The sequence below is a fragment of the Burkholderia sp. Se-20378 genome (assembly GCF_017104665.1).
Classification (GTDB): domain Bacteria; phylum Pseudomonadota; class Gammaproteobacteria; order Burkholderiales; family Burkholderiaceae; genus Burkholderia; species Burkholderia lata.
Map to the genome: position 1 here is coordinate 1 of NZ_JAAGPG010000984.1, position 1,716 is coordinate 1,716.

Annotated in this window: 3 protein-coding genes and 1 pseudogene; 2 read left to right on the top strand and 2 right to left on the bottom strand. The window is 68.8% G+C overall.

Annotated features, from left to right (window positions below):
• Positions 1–163, top strand: a pseudogene (locus G3N93_RS39545) (acetyltransferase); the annotation flags it as partial.
• Between the two features lie 65 nt (positions 164–228).
• Here the strand turns inward: G3N93_RS39545 and G3N93_RS39550 are convergent.
• Both G3N93_RS39550 and G3N93_RS39555 read right to left on the bottom strand, forming a co-directional pair.
• The gene (locus G3N93_RS39550) at positions 229–681 is read right to left on the bottom strand and encodes a nuclear transport factor 2 family protein (RefSeq protein ID WP_174946143.1); all 453 of its coding nucleotides are present in this window, start codon (positions 679–681) and stop codon (positions 229–231) included.
• A gap of 13 nt (positions 682–694) precedes the next feature.
• Entirely contained in the window at positions 695–1,174 is a 480-nt protein-coding gene (locus tag G3N93_RS39555; RefSeq protein WP_174946145.1) for an SRPBCC domain-containing protein, read from the bottom strand.
• A 357-nt stretch (positions 1,175–1,531) separates the two neighbouring features.
• Between G3N93_RS39555 and G3N93_RS39560 the strand changes: the two genes are divergently transcribed.
• A partial coding sequence (locus G3N93_RS39560) for a deoxyribodipyrimidine photo-lyase (protein WP_206135477.1) occupies positions 1,532–1,716 on the top strand: 185 nt, incomplete at its 3' end.

Genomic DNA, 1,716 nt, shown 5'->3' on the forward strand with positions numbered 1-1,716 from the left:
TAGCGTGCGCGTGCCCGATGGCCGGCCGCTCGGCGCCGACGATTTCTGTCGCGGCTTTCCGACCGGCGGCGGGCGCAAGCGTGCGGGCGGCATCAACCATCTGCCGGAAACCGAGTTCGACGCGTTCGCCGAGCGATTCGAGGCGGCGTTCCGGCTCGATTGATCGATGCGGCGCTCCGGGATGCGTGCGCCGTGCAGCCTTCGCACGGCGCGCGCATCGCAGATGGATCAACCGGTCGCGCCCGCAAGCACGGCCGGCACGTTGTGACCGTAGCAGCGCTCCTCGACGCGCTCGGCGATGCGCCAGCCCGGCGCGGTGCGCACGAACCGGTCGACGTACCACAGCCCGAGAAACATCACCTGCGTGCTGCCGTCCGGCAGCGCGATTTCCATCGGATTGAAGCAGATCGTGCGGCCGCGCGCGGTATCGCCGTCGAGCCGGATCGACAGGTTGCCGACCATGTGCTGGTACTGCGGAAACTGCGGCAGCACGGTGCGCAGCCACGCCTTCACCTCCGGATAACGGCCGGCGATGCCGCCCATCGCGCGATAGTCGATCGCGGCATCCGGTGTGAACACCGCGTCGAGGGCGTCGAAGTCGCGCGTGTCGATCGCGCTCGAATACGCGACGATCAGCTCGCGGATGTCGTGATGGTCGGACAGTGTTTGCAGATCGGGCATCGGCGGCTCCCGGTCACGCGCCGTTGCGCCGGCGTGCCGCATGGAGCGCTTCGGCGCGCTGCTTCACGTCGCGTGCGCACTGGTCGAAGCCCTGTTTCACCCACCCGCCGTGGTTCTGCATGATCATGTCCGCGTTGACGCCGAGGAACTGGTCGGTCGTGAAATAGCGGCAGCGCTCCGCGCCGGTCGCATCGATGTACTGGTCGCGGCGCGCGGCGTCCTTGTTGTCGTCGGTCGGGCGCTGCTCCCACGACAGCAGGCGTTCGGGTTCGTACGCGACGAGGATCTCGCTGACGGGAATCACGGTCTCCGTGCCCGGGATTCGCACCTGCATGTGCACGAAATCGCCGAGCTTGCCGGTCGTTTCGAAGCCGACGCAGAACGTGTTCCATTCGCCGTAGCGCGGGAAGTCGGTCAGCACTTCCCAGACGACGGAGGCCGGTGCGTCGATGTCGACGGTGATCGAGGTAACGAGATTCGAGGGTTTGGTCATGGCGGCGTATCGGATGAAACCGCGCGTACCCGGGTGGCGGGAAGCGTCGCGGCGGTCGGAAGGAGCCGCGCCGGCATCGGTCGGCGCGTGTGACGGGTGCGGATCGGCACGTGCGGGGCGTTCGCGGCCCGCACGTGCCGCGCAACGCGGCGCACCCGACATCGAGCGTAGGCTCGCGCACGCGGCGAAGAATCGTCGGAATGGACTAAGGCGTTTCACCGGGGCCGCAGGGTGGTGCGATAGACGTGACGGTCGGCGGCATGGGGGCGCTGGCGTGTCATGCGCGCCGAACGTCGACACCACGCGGCGCAGCCGCGACAATACGTGTCTCTTTCCGCTTTCGTCATCGAGGTGCCCGTGCCCGCCAAGTCGTCTGTTGCTCCCGCGATCGTCTGGTTCCGCGACGATCTGCGCGTGACCGACCAGCCCGCGCTGACGCGCGCGGTGGAATCGGGCCGGCCGCTCGTGTGCGTATTCGTCGACGACACGGGCGACGGCGCCGGGCGAGCGCCCGGCGGCGCGGCGCGCTGGTGGCTGCACGG